This is a genomic window from Kitasatospora sp. NPDC001547, assembly GCF_042894165.1.
In the GTDB taxonomy this organism is placed as follows: domain Bacteria; phylum Actinomycetota; class Actinomycetes; order Streptomycetales; family Streptomycetaceae; genus Kitasatospora.
This window is the reverse complement of the sequence record NZ_JBIAVL010000019.1, coordinates 53,362-68,159: the sequence shown is the minus strand read 5'-3', so window position 1 is coordinate 68,159 and position 14,798 is coordinate 53,362. Positions and strand designations below refer to the sequence as shown.

General features: G+C 72.8%; 9 protein-coding genes and 1 pseudogene. All 10 read right to left on the bottom strand.

All coding sequences use genetic code 11. The annotated features are described in order from the left end of the window. Window positions 1-37: 37 nt before the first annotated feature. Window positions 38-2,698, bottom strand: a pseudogene (locus tag ACFY0X_RS28510) (amino acid adenylation domain-containing protein); the annotation flags it as partial. Window positions 2,699-2,762: 64 nt separating this feature from the next. Further along, complete coding sequence (locus ACFY0X_RS28505; RefSeq protein ID WP_387758771.1) at window positions 2,763-6,203, bottom strand: amino acid adenylation domain-containing protein; 3,441 nt, start codon at window positions 6,201-6,203, stop codon at window positions 2,763-2,765. Between the two features lie 55 nt (window positions 6,204-6,258). After that, complete coding sequence (locus ACFY0X_RS28500; RefSeq protein WP_387758769.1) at window positions 6,259-7,011, bottom strand: thioesterase II family protein; 753 nt, start codon at window positions 7,009-7,011, stop codon at window positions 6,259-6,261. Continuing rightward, window positions 7,008-7,223 carry an MbtH family protein gene (locus tag ACFY0X_RS28495; RefSeq protein ID WP_387758767.1) on the bottom strand — a complete coding sequence of 72 codons (216 nt, stop codon included), beginning with the start codon at window positions 7,221-7,223 and terminating at the stop codon, window positions 7,008-7,010. Before ACFY0X_RS28495 ends, ACFY0X_RS28500 begins: the two co-directional genes overlap by 4 nt. Window positions 7,224-7,260: 37 nt before the next feature. Continuing rightward, on the bottom strand, window positions 7,261-8,649 hold the full coding sequence (locus ACFY0X_RS28490; RefSeq protein ID WP_387758765.1) for a condensation domain-containing protein: 1,389 nt from the start codon (window positions 8,647-8,649) through the stop codon (window positions 7,261-7,263). 59 nt (window positions 8,650-8,708) lie between these two features. Beyond that, on the bottom strand, window positions 8,709-9,386 hold the full coding sequence (locus ACFY0X_RS28485) for a hypothetical protein (protein ID WP_387758763.1): 678 nt from the start codon (window positions 9,384-9,386) through the stop codon (window positions 8,709-8,711). Between the two features lie 20 nt (window positions 9,387-9,406). After that, window positions 9,407-11,137, bottom strand: a complete 1,731-nt coding sequence (locus ACFY0X_RS28480; protein ID WP_387758762.1) for an amino acid adenylation domain-containing protein — start codon at window positions 11,135-11,137, stop codon at window positions 9,407-9,409. Window positions 11,138-11,171: 34 nt separating this feature from the next. Continuing rightward, window positions 11,172-12,368, bottom strand: a complete 1,197-nt coding sequence (locus ACFY0X_RS28475) for a cytochrome P450 (protein ID WP_387758761.1) — start codon at window positions 12,366-12,368, stop codon at window positions 11,172-11,174. 49 nt (window positions 12,369-12,417) lie between these two features. Then, entirely contained in the window at window positions 12,418-13,113 is a 696-nt protein-coding gene (locus ACFY0X_RS28470) for a thioesterase II family protein (protein ID WP_387758760.1), read from the bottom strand. Continuing rightward, entirely contained in the window at window positions 13,110-14,777 is a 1,668-nt protein-coding gene (locus ACFY0X_RS28465; RefSeq protein WP_387758759.1) for a non-ribosomal peptide synthetase, read from the bottom strand. Before ACFY0X_RS28465 ends, ACFY0X_RS28470 begins: the two co-directional genes overlap by 4 nt. Window positions 14,778-14,798 lie beyond the last annotated feature (21 nt).

Genomic DNA, 14,798 nt, shown 5'->3' with positions numbered 1-14,798 from the left:
GTGCTGCGTGCCCCTCCCGTCCAGGTGCCCGGACGGGTCATGCGTCGGGCGGGAACGGGGCTCCGTCGGATCCATCAGCCAGCAGTTCGGCGAAGGCGGCCACGGTCGGGGCCTTGAACAGGCTCGGGACGCTCACCGCGACACCCAGCGCCTCGCGGATCCGGGCCACCAGGCGGATCGCGTCGAACGAGTTGCCGCCCAGGCGGAAGAAGTCGTCATGGATCCCCATGTCGGGCGCCGCGAGCACGTCGGCGAACAAGGAGCGGAGCAGCACCTCGGTCGTGTCGCGCGGGGCGGCCGGTCTCCCGGTCGGCCCGCGCCGGGGCGCGGGGAGTGCCGCCCGGTCGAGCTTGCCGTTGGCCGTCAGGGGAAGCGCGTCGACGATCACGAAGTGGTCCGGAACCATCTGCGGCGGCAGCCGGAGCCCCGCTTCCCGCCGCACGTCCTCGACGTACAGTTCCGGGGACGACCAACCCGGCCCACGGGACGCCGGTGCGGCACCCGTCCCTCCACCGGAGGCCGGCTGCCCGCCGCGGACCGCGTAGAGGGTGACCAGACCGGTCTGCGAGAGCATCGCCAGCCCGTCGACGGTGACCCGGTACCCCCGCTCCTCCAGCCGGCCCCGGATCCAGTCGATCCGGCCCGGGGCGTCGTGCACTTCGATCACCAGTTGGCGGACCAGGTTCCAGTGCTCCTCACGGAGCCCCAGAAGCACCTCCCGTTCGCTCTTCTCCGCATCGATCTTGAGCAGGTCGATCCGTTCCACACCGGTCTCGTCGATGACGTCCGACAGCGTGCGCAGCTCGCAGGTCACGTCGGTGTGTCGCAGCCGCTCCGTGAGCAGACTGTCGAGATCCGCCGAACCGCTCCGCGGAAGGGCTTCCCGCACCGGCTGCTCGTTGCGGACGAAGGCCTCCAGGACGCCGCGCTCCTCGGCGGTGTCACCGAAGCGCCCCGACATGATCGAGAGTTGCGGGTAGTAGGTGAACGACGCCGTGCCCGCCGCCTCGGCGAGGCCGCACGGGAACAGCCTGGCGTCGACTCCGTGCAGCCGGGTGTTGAGTTCGAGCATGCGGAACAGCTGCGGAATCGGCTCGAACGCATGGACCACGCTGCCGGGACGGGAGCGGGCCACCGCGAGCGAGAAGAACCCGATGTGCGCGCCCACGTCGAAGACGCAGGCCCCGGTTTCGGGCAGCGTGATCCCGTGCCGCAGGTACTCGCCCTCCTCGAAGATCTCGCGGTACAGGAAGTCCGCCTCCGAGCGGTTGGACGCGACCACGGCCATGCCGTTCGGCAGGGTCTGCAGGTCCTTCCGGTCGAGGAGCCCGGCTTCCTCGAGGCGGCACAGGTTCCGCAGTGCGGCGGCCTCGACGGGGTCGGGTACGAGGTAGGCGGTCAGCCGCGTCTCGCCGGCCTCGTCGGGCCTGGCGGCCACCACCGCGTCGGCGACCGCGGCGTGCCGGGCCAGCGTCGCCTCGATCTCGCCGAGTTCGATGCGCACGCCGCCCACCTTGACCTGGTGGTCGGCGCGGCCCAGGTAGTGCAGGACGCCGTCGGGGTCCTGCCGGGCGAGATCCCCGGTCCGGTACATCCGGCTGCCTTCGGGGCCGTAGGGGTCGGGGACGAACCGCTCCGCCGTGAGCCCCGGCCGGTTGACGTACCCCCGGGCCAGCTGGACACCCGAGATGTAGAGCTCGCCGGCCGCACCGGGCGCGGCCCGGTTCAGCCGCTCGTCCAGCACGTACAGCCGGGTGTTCCGCACCGGGGCACCGATCGGCACCGGGCCGGGTGGGTCGTCGGGGCCGCAGCGCCAGTAGGACACGTCCACCGCGGCCTCGGTGGGCCCGTAGAGGTTGTGCAGTTCGGCGCCCAGGAGGCGGAAGAACCGTGACCGCAGATCGGCCGAGAGCGCCTCGCCGCTCGCGAACACCCGGCGCAGCGAATCGCACCGGGCCGTCGTCGGCTCTTCGAGGAAGTGACGCAGCATGGACGGGACGAAGTGCACGGTCGTGATCCGCTCCGCCCGGATCAGCTCGGCGATCCGGGCGGGATCCCGGTGCTCGTCCGGCCCGGCCAGGACGAGGCGCGCACCGACGCACAGCGGCCAGAAGAACTCCCACACGGAGACGTCGAACCCGGCGGGGGTCTTCTGCAGGACGCGGTCGTCGTGGCCCAGCGGATACTCCGCCTGCATCCAGCGCAGGCGGTTGACGATGGCCTCCTGGGACACGGCCACCCCCTTGGGCCGACCGGTGGATCCCGAGGTGAAGATGACGTAGGCGGTGCTCGACGGGTGCGGCGAGGGCCACCCCGTCCCGTCCTCCTCGGGCGCGCCCTCCTCCGACATCCGCCGGACGTCCTCGCTGTCGAGCGTCAGCACGGGCCGCGCGTCCTCGGTCATCTCCCGTACGCGCTCGGCGGGCAGCAGCGGATCGACCGGAAGGTACGCGGCCCCGGCCCTGTGCACCGCGTGGAGGGCGACCACCAGTTCCACGGATCGCGGCACCGCGACCGCCACGGTCGTCTCGGGCCCCACCCCCTTCGCCATGAGCGACCGCGCCAGTCGGCCGGCCCTGGCAGCCAGCTCGGCGTACGTGAGGGACACACCGGCGCCGACGAGCGCGACGGCGTCAGGGGTACGGGCCACCTGGGCCGCGAACAGATCGGGCAGGGTCTCTGCCGCCGTGTCGTGAGCCGCGGTGTCGCTCATGACGTCACTTCCCATCGTTGTCGAACAGACCGCCGCACCGTGAGGCCGGCTACGGAAGGGGCGTTGCGGACGGCTGGACGGCCGCCCGGCGCAGTGCCTCGATGTGCGCGGCCAGCGTCTCGACGGTCGGCGCGTCGACCAGGGCGCGCACCGGGATGTCCAGTCCGAGCTCGGCCCGCAGTCGGCTGACGACCGCCAGCAGGGAGAACGAGTCCCCGCCGGCCTCGAAGAAGTTGGCCCGCACGTCCACCTCGGCGAACCCGAGCACCTCCGCCCAGGCCGCCGCGACGGTGCGCTCCGTCTCCGTGCTCGGCGGTGTCACGGCCGCCGGGAGCACGGGAACCGGCTCGGGTCGGGGCAGCCGCCGGCGGTCCACCTTGCCGGTCGGGGAGAGCGGCATGGCGCCGAGCCACATGAACACGGCCGGCTGCATGACGATGGGCAGCTTCGGGGCGAGGTGGGCACGGAGCGCGGCCTCGTCGAGCCCGCTGCCCGGCGTCCTGACCACGTGGGCGACCAGCCGCTGGTCGGGCTCCAGGACCACCACGGCGTTCGCCACCTCCGGGTGACCGCGCAGCACCGATTCGATCTCCTCCAGCTCGACCCGCACGCCGCGGATCTTGACCTGACTGTCGACCCGGCCCAGGAACTCCATCTCCCCGTTGGGCAGGCGGCGCACCAGGTCGCCCGTGCGGTAGAGGCGTCGGCCGGGCCGGGCCGGGTCCGGGGCGAACCGGTCGGCGGTCAGGGCGGGCTGGTTGCGGTAGCCGCGGGCGACTCCGTCACCGCCGATCCAGAGCTCGCCGGGCACGCCGATGGGCTGCGGGTTCCCCCAGCGGTCGACCACCGCGCAGGAGGCGTTGGCGATCAGCTCACCCAGCGGCATGGAGCTGCGCTCCAGCGGTTCGTCGCCCATCCGGCCGACCAGGGCCGCGCCCGCGGTCTCCGTCGGCCCGTACTCGTTCCAGATCTCGCACCCGGCGGAGACGACCGCACGGGTCCGCGCCACCAGGTCGGCGTCCAGGTTCTCGCCGCCCATGGACACGTGCCGCAGGGTCGGCATGTCGAGGCCGGCGTCGGTGATGCCGCGCATCTGGGTCGGGGTCAGGTACAGCATGTGGATCGACCGCTCGTTGATGAACCGGGCGGTGGCCGCGCCGTCGGCCTTGACCTCACGGGGCAGCATGACCAGGCAGGCGCCCGCGGTCAGGGCGTGGAACATCTGCTCGACGGACCAGTCGAAGTGGTAGGAGAGGTTGTGCACCACCCGGGTTCCGGGCCCGATCGGGCGGATGTCCTGGGCCCACTGGATCCACGGGGTGATCGCGGTGTGCGGCAGGCCGACGCCCTTGGGCCGGCCGGTGGTCCCGGACGTGTACATCAGGTACACCAGCTGCGAGGGATGCAGCGCGGACCCCGGGGTGCCGCCGCGCGCGCCGTCCTGCGCGGTGCTCACCACGTCCACGCACTCCAGGACGGCCGTCGGCAGCTGGTCCCGCAGTTCCGGGGTGGTGACCAGGACCTTCATCCCGCTGTCCGCGACGACGTACGACATCCGGTCGACGGGGGCGAGCGGATCGATCGGCACGTAGGCGGCACCGGACTTCAGGATGCCGAGGATGCCGACGATGAGGTCCACCGACGGGTCCGCGCACAGGCCGACCAGATCGTCGGTGCCGATGCCGCGCGCCGTCAACTCGTCGGCCAGCCGGGACGCCCTGCCGTCGAGTTCGCGGTAGCCGACCCGCTCGTCGCGGCTCTCCACCGCGTCCGCGTCCGGGGTCCTGAGCGCCTGCTCCTCGAACAGCCGGTGCAGGAAGAGGTCCGTGGGGTAGGGACCGCAGCCGGCGGTGGACCACTCCTCGAGCCGGCGGCGCTCCTCCTCGGGGAGGATGGTGAGCTCGGAGAGGCGCTTGGCGGGGGCGGCCACCGCGTCGGCCGCGAGTACGGCCAGGTGGTCGAGGATGCGCCAGGCCTTGTCCTCCAGGAACAGGTCGGTGTTGTAGTCGACCGCGAGGCGGTACGTCGACTCGGTCTCGACGACCCGGAACACCAGGTCGAACTTGACCGCCTTCAGGTTCAGGCCCAACTCGACGTCGTTGACGGTGATCCCGGCCAGCTCCGGCGCCGGGACCGCGTGCTGGTAGGCCAGCATGACCCGGAACGGGCCCTGCCGGGAGGAACGGTCGGTCGAGACCGCGTTGGCCACCCGCTCGTAGGGGACGTCCTGGTGGGCGAAGGCCTCCAGGACCCTGCCCCGGACCCGGCCGAGCAGCTCGGCCAGCGTCGGGTCGCCGGACAGGTCGCTGCGCACGGCGAGGGTGTTGAGGAAGCACCCGAGCATGGACTCGAGTTCCGGCAGGTCACGGTTGGCGCTGGGGATGCCGACCACGATGTCCGTCTGGCCGCTGTACCGGCTGAGCAGCACGTTGAGCAGCGTGAACACGGTCATGAACGGCGTGGCGTTGTGCTCCCTGGACAGCTCGCGGATCCTGCGCGACACCGCTCGGGGCAGCTCGATGTCCACCGACGCCCCCCGGCTCGTGCCGGTCTCCCGGGGCGGCAGGTCGGTCGGAAGGTCCAGCACGGGGAGCGGGCCGCGCAGGCGGTCCTTCCAGTAGTCCAGTTGGCGTTCGAGCGTGGTCCCGGTGACCGTGCGCCGCTGCCAGGCGGCGTAGTCGGCGTACTGCACCGGCGGCTCCGCGGCCGCCGGGATCCCCCCGCCGGCGGCGGCGGCGTAGAGCTCCAGCAGCTCGGCCATGGCGAGTTCGAAGGAGTACACGTCGGTGATGATGTGGTGCAGGTTGATGAGCAGGACGTGCCACTGCGCGTCCAGCCGGTACAGCTCGACCCGGAGCAGCGGCCCCCGCTCCACGTCGAACGGCCGCTGGGCGGAGTCGAGGAGCAGACCGGCCAGGACCTCCTCCTGCTTCTCCTCCGGCTCGTCCCGGAGGTCGACCACGGTCAGCGGCGATTCGGCCCTGGCCCGGATCACCTGCTCGGGGATGCCGTCGACCGCCTCGATGGTGGTGCGGAAGACCTCGTGCCGGTCGACCAGCGCCTGGACGGCCTGCCCCAGGGCCGTGACGTCGAGCGGGCCCACGAGCTCGTTCGCCATCGGGATGTTGTAGCGGGAGCTCGGGCCCTGGATGTGCTCGTCGACCCACAGCCGCTGCTGGGTGAACGAGGTGGGCGCGTGGAAGATCTCGCCCGAGCGCCCCTCGAACGGCTCGATGGTCTGTTCCGCCCCGGGCTCCGTCTCCCGCATCGCCTCGATGGCCGCGGTCAGCTCGACGAGGGTCTGCGCGTCGAAGATCACGCCGAGCGGGATCCGGATGCCCAGCTCCTCGCGCAGCCGGCTGATCGCTCTGGCGCCTTTCAGTGAATTCCCGCCCAACGCGAAGAAATTGGCGTCAGGACCGGAGATCTCGGTGTGCAGGACGGCCGCCCACACATCCGAGACCACGTCCATCACGGACCGCTGCGACATGTCGTTCCACCTGAATCCGTCGATCGAGAGGATGGTCGTCTTGAAGGGCTTCGGGTCAGTGACCGTTCTGCCGGGGCACGGCGGCGAGTCGCCCGGCGATCTCGGCGAGCACGGCCGGCCGGGCGGAGTGCAGGAAGAAGTGGCCGCCGGGAAACATCCGCAGGTCGAAGCCGCCTGCTGTGAGCTCGCCCCAGCGCGGCATCGCCGCGACGCCCGCGGGATCGTCCTCGGTCCCGCCGAACGCCGTGACCGGGCAGGTCAGAAGCGGCCCGCCGGTGAACCGGTAGGTCTCCACCACCGCGAGGTCGGCCCGGATCACCGGGAGCGTCAGGCGCATCAGTTCCGGGTCCGCCAGCACCGCTTCCGGTGTCGCGGACCAGGAACGCAGTCTCCCGACCAGCTCCTCCTCCGAACCCGCGTGGTACGCGGTCTCCTGCCGGGCCTGGGGCGGTACGCACCCCGAGACGAACAGCCGGGCGGGCGAGCCGATCTCCATCCGCTGCAGGGTACGGGTGAGGTTCCAGGCCACCAGGGCGCCCATGCTGTGCCCGAAGAACGCGAACGGACGGTCCAGGTGCTGGATGACCGAGGGCACCAGGTCGTTGAGCACCGCGCCCATCCGGTCGAACAGCGGAGCGCCCAACTGGTCCTCCCTGCCCGGAAGCTGTACCGACCACGGCTCGATGTCGGCGGGCAGGCCGGCGGCCCAGCCGCGGAACACCGAGGCACCGCCGCCGGCGTACGGGAAGCAGAACAGCCGGGTGGCCGCCTGTGGCCGCTCGGCGAGCGGCCTGACCGTCACCCTCATCGGCCGGTCCCGCCCGCCAGCTCCCGGCGCAGGGTCAGCGGACGCATGTCCGTCCACACCTCGTCGACGTGCGCGAGACAGGCCTCCTTCGAGCCCCGCGCGCCCGTCTCCCGCCAGCCGGCGGGCAGCTCGCGGCCCTGCGGCCAGATGGAGTACTGCTCCTCGGAGTTGATCACCACGACATAGCCGTCGTCGTCGCGCTGTCCGTCCATGGGGCCCTTCCTTTCGGTGAGATGGCGGGATACCGGTTCAGGCGCCCGGCGTCCCGGGGCGGGAGGCTCGCAGGGCCCCCAGCCGACGACGGCCGGCGGGTACGGTCCGCGCCGCCCGCCGGGCCCGCGCCAGCGGCTCCGCCAGGGCGGCCAGCGAGACCGTCACGTCCTCGACGACCGTCCGCAGGACAGCCAGGAAGGCCGTCCGGACCTCCTCGGCCTCGGACTTCGCCAGCCGTCGGGAGTTGTAGTTGAGCCGCATCCTGAGCCGGTCGCCGTCCGGCCTGCCGAACAGGCAGAGGTCGAGCTGCGAGGTCTGCCGGGCCGGGGGCAGGAAGTCCGCGAACTGGAAGGAGGTCGAGAAGACCGGGTTCCGGCCGGGTCGGGCCTCCACGTCGAGCTTCTCGAGCAGCAGGGTGTACGGATAGCGGCTGTGCGCGTAGGCGCCGACGCTCGCGGCCCTGGTCCGGCGCACGACCTCGTCGAAGGGGTCCGCGCCCGACATCCGCACCCGGACGGAGAGCGGGTTGACGAAACTGCCGAACATCCCGTCCAACTCCTTGGTGTCCCGGCCGGAGAACGGAACGCAGACCACGATGTCGTCGTCGGCGCTGATGTCCCGCAGCGCGACCGCGTAGGCGCTGAGCAACAGGATGTGCGGCGTGACGTGCAGCTTCCTGGCCAGTGCCGCCAGCCCTGCGGCCGTGTCGGCCTCGACGTCGAACTCCAGCGTCTCGTTCACCACCTCGTCGGCGGGCGCGTCGTAGTCCCCGATGCGCAGCCGCGGCAGCGGGGCGGCCAGCTGGTCGAGCCAGTACGCCTCCATGGCCTTGCTCTGGTCGCTCGCCAGCCACTCCCGCCGGCCCCGCACGAAGGCGTCGTAGGTCGTCGGGAGCGGGGGCAGCTCGGGCTCTGCGCCCGCGGCGAAAGCCCGGTAGCAGAGCAGCAGTTCGCGGAGGAAGATGCCCATGCTGGTGCCGTCCGTGAGGATGTGGTGCACGTTCACGTAGAGGCAGTGGTGGTCGGCGGCCAGCTTGAACACCTTGAGCCGCACCGGCGGGGTGGCGAGGTCGTCGAAGGGGGTCGCGTTCTCGACCCGGACGCACCGGTCCAGTTCGACCGCCGGATCAGCCGCGCCGGTCAGGTCGACCAGCGGCACGTCCAGGTCGAACTCCGGCAGGACACGCTGGCGCGGACCCTCCGAAGTGTCCCGGAAGGACAGCCGCAGCGCCTGGTGCCGGTCCACCAGGAAGGCCGCGGCACGGCGCACGGCGACGATGTCCACCGCCTCGTACACGTGCTGACAGTACGGGAGGTTGGAGTCCGCCCGGCCCTCGTCCAGCTGGTGCTGGAGCCACAACCCCCTCTGACCGTTCCACAGTTCGAACCAGGCCCCGTCACCCTCGAGATCGTAGGGGTCTTCCACTTGGCCAGCCAATCTTCACATCGACGGTTGACAGAACGCCCGGACCGGATGCGGCCGGTTCACAGAGACCTCAGCAGGTCGGTGAGCAGGACCTTCGCGGCGGGCGCGTGGAACAGCTCCTCCGCCGTCGCATCGACCCGGTGCACCACCCCGGATCCCGGCCAGTCGAGCGCCTCGCTCAGCAGGACGTGGGTGGGAGCCGGTGGGACTTCGGGGGGCACCGCCGCGGTCAGGGTGAAGCTGAGCCAGGCCCGCTGCCCCTCGGTCAGTTCGACCAGGATCTCCTCGTCGAGCCCGGGCGAGCAGCCGTCGATCACCGAGAGCAGGAAGGAGCCGGCCAGGGTGAGCGCGTCACCGGGCGGCAGGCCGGTGATCGTGGGCACCTCGGCGGACTCGTCCATGGCCAGGGCGAGGTCGTCCAGCAGTACCTGAGGAGCCTTGGGGTCGGCCGGCGCCGGGTCGAGCACGATGAGCGGGACGTCCGGCCCGGGCAGCGCCTCCACCAGCGCCGAGGCCAGGCCGGTGGCCGAACAGTAGGCCAGCACCGCGACCGGGAGCGGCCCGGCGGCGGTGATCCGCCCGGCCCAGTGGGCGGCCTGCTCAGCCGTCCCGACGACTCCGTCGGCGAGGCCGGGGTAGTGCAGCGGGTCGATCCTGAGGGTCCGCTCGCGCCAACCGTCGGGCAGGATGCCGGCGAAGCTCCTCCGGGGCACCTCGTTCCCGAACTCAAGTATCACGAGAGGCCGTTGGTCCTGCGTCACGCTGCACTCCTGACGGCTTCGTCGACCACGGCGGAGAAGTCCGCGAGGACCGGATGGTCGAAGATGACCTGCAGCCCGATCTTGATGCCGAACTGCGCCCGCGTCCGGGACACCGCCCGGGCGGCGATCAGCGAGTGGCCCCCGATCTCGAAGAAGCTGTCCCCGGAGCGGGGGAGGTTCCCGGTCAGATCGGACCAGATCTCGGCGATCCGCGCCTCGGTGGCGCCGAGGGGGGAGGGCTCGGCCACGGCTGCGACCGGCGTGTCCGGCAGGGCCTTCCGGTCGATCTTGCCGTTGGGTGTCAGCGGCATCGCGGCGAGCCGGTGCAGCCCGGTGGGGAGCATGTACGCGGGCAGCCGACCGGCCAGTGCGGCGCGGATGTCGCCCGGCTCGGCCTCGCCGCAGAAGAAGGCGTGCAACGATCCGCCGTCCTGGTCCGGCACGTGGAGGACGGCCGCCTGGTCCACCCCGGGAACAGCCAGGATCTCCTGCTCGACCTCGGCCGGCTCCACCCGGTGACCGCGGATGCTGACCTGGGCGTCCCGCCGCTCGACGAACTCCAGCTCGCCGTCGGCCGTCCAGCGGCAGAGGTCGCCGGAGGCGTACCAGCGGTTCCCGTCCTGGTCGGCGAGGAACTTGCGGCCGGTGAGCTCCGGGTCGCCCCGGTAGCCGAAGGCCAGGACATCGCCTCCGATCAGCAGTTCCCCGGGTACGCCGGGCTCGGCGACCTCGGCCCCGTCGGCATCCACCAGCCGGACCTTCGCGCCGGTGATGGGGCGTCCGATCGCCGGCGCGCCCTCGGTGGGGCAACGGCGCAGGTCCGCGCCGGCGGTGGTCACCACGGTGGCCTCGGTCGGCCCGTAGTGGTTGAAGACCGCGGCGGGGAAGCCGGGCGGCGGGCTCACCCGAAGGCGGTCCCCGCCGGTCAGCAGGACGGCCAGGCCGACGGGCGGGGCCGGGAGGGCGAACAGTTGCTCGGCGAGCGGGGTGCTCAGGAAGCAGTGCGTGATGGCGCTGCGCTCGATGAACTCGGCGATCACCGCGCTGTCGACGATCAGCCGCTCGGTCGGCAGCACCAGCGTCGCCCCGCTCGCGAGAGCCGCCCACACCTCCCAGACCGTGGCGTCGAACCCCAGCCCGGCGAAGGCCCCGACCCGTACCCCGGGCCGGGTGCCGTAGGTCTCCCGGTGCCAGGACACCAGGTTCGCCAGGCCCGCGTGGCCGACCTCGACGCCCTTGGGCGTACCGGTCGAACCGGAGGTGTAGACGACGTAGGCCAGCGGGGCGGGCGGCCCCGGCGCCGGGGCCGCCCCGGCGCTGCCGAGCACCGGAACGCCCGCGGGCACCCGTCCGGCGAGCCCCTCCTGCGCGAGCACGGCCACCGGCCGGGCGTCGCGCAGGATCGCCTCCACCCGGCCGTCCGGCAGTGCCGGGTCGAGCGGCAGGTACGCGGCACCCGCGAGCCAGCTTCCGAGCTGCGCCACGATGCCCTCGATGCCGCGCTCGAAGAGCAGGCCGACGAGGCAGCCGCTCCGGTGGCCCTCGGCCTGCCGGACGCGTCCGGCCACCGCGGCGGCCGCGTCCCAGAACTGGCGGTAGGTGAGCCGCTGTTCGCCGCACTCGACGGCGACCACGTCCGGATGCGCGTCGACGATCGCGCCGAGCATCCGGACCACGGTCCGTTCGTTCACGATCGACTCCGGGGAGCCGCTCGTCTCTCGTGTCATCCCAACTCTCCTTCCAGGGACGTGCGGTCGGCCGTCACGAGGCCGTGCCGCGCACGGCCAGGCGTTCCAGGACGGTGAAGCCGAAGTGCTGCCTCGTCACCGGCGGCCCGTCGAGGGTGAGGTCCGCCCACCTGCCGGCGAGGCGCTCCAGGACGATCTCGGACTCCATCCGCGCCAGCCCCGCCCCCAGGCAGTAGTGCGCGCCGTGGCCGAAGGCGAGGTGTCGCCTGATCTCGCGGTCGTGGTCCAGGAGGTCCGGGTCGGCGAAGACGGCCGGGTCGCGGTTGGCCACGCCGAGCATCAGCAGGACGAGGTCCCCCTCCGCGATCAGGTGACCGGCCGCCTCCACCGGCGCGGTGGCCACCCGGGCCACCTGCTGGACGGAGGTGTCGAACCGGAGCAGCTCGTCGACCGCCGAGCCCGGTTCGCCGCTCCGCAGGTCCGCCCAGGCATCGGCGTGCAGGGCGGCCCGGACGGCCTTGCCGATGAAGGTCGAGGTGGTCTCGAACCCGGCGTAGATCAGCAGGCTCGCGGTGGCCGCGATGTCGGCGGTCTCGATGACGCCCTCCCGGCGGGCGTTGCGCAGCAGCCAGAGCCCAGTGCCCTCGCGGACCTCCGAGCGCAGGGCCTCGTCCACCACGTCCGCGATCTCCCGCAGGGCGCGGCTTCCCCTGGTCCTGACCTCCGGCAGGTAGTCCGCCGTCAGCAGCGCCGCGATGTCGGGGGACCAGTCGTGCAGCCGGGGCGCGACCTCCCCGGGCAGACCCAGGATCCGGCAGATGACCCGGCTGGAGAGCGGGACGGCGAGTTCCGCCATCACCTCCAGCCGGTCCGTCCGCCCCGCCAGGAGCTCGTCGACCAGCTCTTCGACGGCGGGCCGCATCGCGGCGAGCCGGTCGGCCGCGAAGAGCGGCGCGACGACCCGGCGGGCCGCCGCGTGCTCGGGGTCGTCGTTGAACATGAACCACCTGCGCACGACCTCCGCGGCCCGCCCCTCGCCGTCCCCCTCCCGGTGCAGGGTGGTGGTGCCCCGCTGCGGCCAGGCGGCCGACAGGGCGGGGTGCCGCAGCAGGGCCGTCGTCTCGCGGAACCCGGAGACGATCCACACCCCCAGGTCCTCGTCCCAGCGGACCGGCTCCTCCTCCCGCAGCGGGAGGTAGTCCGCGCAGGGGTCGGCCGTCGGACGGCCGCTATCGCGGTAGGGGCAGCGTGCGGCCTGGGTCACGGTCACCGAGTACCCTCCGGGTTCTGGTCGGGGGCCACCGGTGCGGCGGCCGGGCTCACCACGGCTCCCCCTTCGTGCAGACCGCCGCGACGGCGGCCACGAGCTCGTGCTCGGCGGAGTGCAGGAAGAAGTGGTCGCCGCGGATCCTCTCCACGCGGAAGGGACCGTCCGTGTACTCCGCCCACACCTCGACCGAGGCCAGGTCCGCCTCGTCGTCCGCGTCCCCGTAGAACGCCACCACCGGGCAGCCGACCGTACCCGGGGTGCCGGTGCCGTACTCGCCGAGGATCCGGTAGTCGGCGCGGAGGACGGGGAGGTAGATCTCCATCAGCTCCTCGTTCTCCAGCAGCTCCTGCGGAGTCCCGCCCAACGCGGCCAGGCGCTCGACGAGTTCGGCGTCGGAGAGGAGGTGGCTGTCCGCGTCGGCGGCCGGCAGCCGGGGCGCGCGGCTGGCCGAGACCAGCAGCGCGGACGGCTCCGGAGCGCCCTCGGCGCGGAGCAGCTTGGTCAGCTCGAAGGCGATCACCGCCCCGTAGCTGTGGCCGAACAGCACGTACGGCGAGGCCGGGTCGACCTGCCGGTACAGGTCGTCGAGCAGGGCCGCCAGCTCGTCGACCGGCTTCTCCACGCAGCGTGAGCCCCGGCCGGGGAGCTCCAGCGGCACGACGGTGACGCCGTCCGGCAGGTGCCGCTGCCACGGGTCGTAGACGCGTGCCGAGCACCCGGCGTAGGGAATGCAGTAGAGGTTCACTTGGGCGTCTCCGTACGGAGGAGGTGGTCGGTCAGCGAGGCGACGGTCGGGTTCCGGAAGATCTCCTTGATCGGCACCCGGGTGCCGAGGCCGTCGGTGAGCCGCTTCTGGAGCACCGTCAGGAGGACCGAGTTCCCGCCGGCGTCGAAGAAGTTGGCGTCCTCGTCGACGGAGTCCGCGGCGAGCGTCTGCCGCCACGCCTCGGCCACGACTGCCCGGACGTCCCCCGGGGGTGCCGCGGCGGGCGCCGCGGCAGCCTGCTCCGCCCGCTCGCCGGCGGCCAGGCCGGCCGCCAGCCCGACCCGGTCCACCTTTCCCGTGGTGGTGCGGGGCAGCACGGGCAGGGCGGTGATCCTGGCGGGGTGGTGGCTCGGCGGCAGGCGGTCCTTCAACCAGCCCTGGAGGTCCGCCTCGGCGCGCTGGACCACGAAGGCCACCAGCGCCGCGGTGTCGGGCCGGTCGGCGTCCTGGACCAGCACGACGGCCTGCGAGACCTCCGGGTGCTCCTCCAGGACGGCCTCCACCTCGCCCAGCTCGATCCGGTGTCCGCGCAGCTTGACCTGGCTGTCCAGGCGGCCGAGGAACTCCAGTGCGCCGTCCGGCGCCCTTCTGACCCGGTCCCCGGTGCGGTAGACGCGGCGGCGGCCGTCGGGGGTGTCGCCCGGCGCGAAACGCTCGGCCGTCAGCTCCTCCAGGTTGAGGTAGCCGTGCGCCAGCCCCTCCCCGTAGAGGAGGAGTTCGCCGCTCTCGTCGGCGAGGAGGCGCACCCCGGCCACCGGCTCGCCGAGCGAGATCCGCTCGGCGGACTCCACCCGCGCCGCCGTGGACCAGAGGACTCCCTCGGTCGGGCCGTACACGTTCCAGAGTTCACCGCACCGGGGCAGCAGCTCCCGGGCGAGGCTCGGGGTGAGGGTCTCCCCGCCGGTCCACAGTCGGCTGCCGGGCGCACCCGTCCAGCCGGAGGCCGTCAGCATCCGCCAGAAGCTGGGGGTGGCCTGGACGACGTCCGGTGCGGCCGCCGCCACCAGCTCCGCGAAGGCGAGCGGATCCGCCCGGACCTCCTCCGGGACGACGGTGAAGGAGGCCCCCACGGTCAGCGGCAGGATCAGCTCCACCAGCGCGATGTCGAAGGACAGCGCGGCCATCGCCAGCACGCTCTCGCCGGCCGCCAGCCCCGGCCGCTCGGCCAGGGCGGCGAGCCGGTCGATCAGGGCCTCGTGGCCCACCATCACGCCCTTGGGCTGCCCGGTCGAGCCGGAGGTGTACAGGATGTAGGCGATCCCGCCCAGGTCCGGTTCCCTCGGCGGCGACGGAAGTCCGTCCCGCTCCAGGGCGAACTCGCCCTCGGCCAGCTCGCGCAGCAGCAGGGCGGGGCGGGCGTCGTCGAGGACCCGGGCCCGCCTGGCCGGCGGGCTCTGCCGGTCGAGCGGCAGCACGGCGCAGCCCGCGGCGTTCGCGCCGAGGATGCCGACGGCCCCGCTGAACCGGCTGGACGCGTCGAGCGCCACGACGGAGCCCGGCCGGACCTCCGCCGCTATCCGCGCGCCGAGGTCTCCGGCCAGCGCGGCGACGTCACGGTAGGTGTAGGTGCGTGCCGTCCGCGCGGCCACGGCCTCGGGCGTCCGCTCCACCTGAGCCTGGACGACGTTCCACACGGTCTCCACGCGAGCCCCCTGGGTTCGAAG

What these genes read in the sequence shown, in the direction of transcription:
- ACFY0X_RS28480 (WP_387758762.1), bottom strand. Translation starts at nt 11,137, where the DNA reads ATGACACGAGAGACGAGCGGCTCCCCGGAGTCGATCGTGAACGAACGG.
- ACFY0X_RS28505 (WP_387758771.1), bottom strand. Translation starts at nt 6,203, where the DNA reads ATGTCGCAGCGGTCCGTGATGGACGTGGTCTCGGATGTGTGGGCGGCC.
- ACFY0X_RS28500 (WP_387758769.1), bottom strand. Translation starts at nt 7,011, where the DNA reads ATGAGGGTGACGGTCAGGCCGCTCGCCGAGCGGCCACAGGCGGCCACC.
- ACFY0X_RS28495 (WP_387758767.1), bottom strand. Translation starts at nt 7,223, where the DNA reads ATGGACGGACAGCGCGACGACGACGGCTATGTCGTGGTGATCAACTCC.